This window comes from Martelella limonii (assembly GCF_013344475.1).
In the GTDB taxonomy this organism is placed as follows: domain Bacteria; phylum Pseudomonadota; class Alphaproteobacteria; order Rhizobiales; family Rhizobiaceae; genus Martelella; species Martelella limonii.
Window position 1 is genome coordinate 1 of the sequence record NZ_JABUOU010000028.1, and the last position, 1,298, is coordinate 1,298.

Genomic DNA, 1,298 nt, shown 5'->3' on the forward strand with positions numbered 1-1,298 from the left:
GCTCGGACAGATGGGGGTCGGCGTCGAAGCTGGCCTTGCCTCGGTGGAAGACGCCAGGCGTTTTGTCACCCTTCCCGAGAGCAATCGGGTGTTTCGCATTCTGATCGAAATCGATGAACAGGCGCGGCACGAAGCCGATCACATCGCCGATGACATTGCGAAAGTGCTTGAGGAAGCCGGTATAGCGCGGCCCATGCTGCTCCACGGCTCCGATGCAACCGTCTGGCATTTCGTGAGGCGCGCACGGCAGAAGCGCTGGTCAACACGCGTCGGAGTGGAGGATGGCCGCCTTTTGCAAGATGGCACGACAGCAATGCAGAATTGGTCGCAGAGGCTGTGAAGATCTTCCGTCAACCCGTCGAATGATGGCGAGTCAAGATCGAGAATTTGTTCTCTTCTCTTAGGCGCGGATCTCCCTGCATTCACGTCTCACAAGAAACAATTCACCTCGGCAAAGACTGAAACGGGTCGTGAACCGGAACGCCGAGCGGGCCGAAGTGACGGATATTGCGGGTCAGGATCGTCAGGCCGTGCGCCTTCGCCGTGGCGGCAATGGCGATATCGGCAAAGCCCGGCTGATGGGCACGGGCCGCGTCGATGATCTCGCCCGCAAGATGGGCGCAGCGCAGATCGAACGGCAGGATCTTCTGCCCGTAGAGATATTCGATGCTTTGCCACCACGCCTGCAACCGTTCAGCCTTCGCCGTTGATTTTTGACGCTCGGCCTTGGCAATGCCAGCATGCACCTCCGCGGCCGTCACGGCCGACAGGAACAGGTCGTCGCTTGCCCTGTCGAGCCACTGAATCACCGCTGTCGCACGGCTGTGATTCGAAGGCGCAAGTGCCGAAATGACATTGGTATCGACAAGATACATCAGAATGCGTCAGTCCTGGCGGGCTTGTCGCTGCGCGCGCCAACAATGTCCTCGTCGCCCGGATAGGCAGCCAGAAGCCGGCCGAAACTCGGCACGTGCGCAAGCTTTTCATATTCCTCATAGGACAGGACGACCACCTCCTTGCGACCGCGTCGCGTGATCACCGAGGGCGTGCCATGCACGGCCTGATCGACAATCGCGGAAAACGTTGCCTTGGCATCCCGGAGCTGAATTTCCCTCATCATCGTCATCCCAGTTTGTGACCACTGTAGTCATATATAATCAACGGCGTGTTAACAAGCGCATCCTGGCCGTGTGAGGCTCGCCCGACACCTCACGCCCTCGGTTTCTTCATGGCGCGAGCGAGCGCTGGCGAGACCGGGAGGGCGTCTTCGAGGTTGTGATGGTCGAGGCCCTCCCCTC

Annotated in this window: 2 protein-coding genes and 1 pseudogene; 1 reads left to right on the plus strand and 2 read right to left on the minus strand. The window is 59.7% G+C overall.

Annotation, left to right across the window (positions count from 1 at the left end):
* Positions 1 to 340, plus strand: a pseudogene (locus HPQ62_RS20865) (3-keto-5-aminohexanoate cleavage protein); the annotation flags it as partial.
* Positions 341 to 443: 103 nt separating this feature from the next.
* Here the strand turns inward: HPQ62_RS20865 and HPQ62_RS20870 are convergent.
* Positions 444 to 875 carry a type II toxin-antitoxin system VapC family toxin gene (locus HPQ62_RS20870; RefSeq protein ID WP_174804519.1) on the minus strand — a complete coding sequence of 144 codons (432 nt, stop codon included), beginning with the start codon at positions 873 to 875 and terminating at the stop codon, positions 444 to 446.
* Entirely contained in the window at positions 875 to 1,117 is a 243-nt protein-coding gene (locus HPQ62_RS20875) for a type II toxin-antitoxin system Phd/YefM family antitoxin (protein ID WP_174804520.1), read from the minus strand. Before HPQ62_RS20875 ends, HPQ62_RS20870 begins: the two co-directional genes overlap by 1 nt.
* Between the last annotated feature and the right edge of the window lie 181 nt (positions 1,118 to 1,298).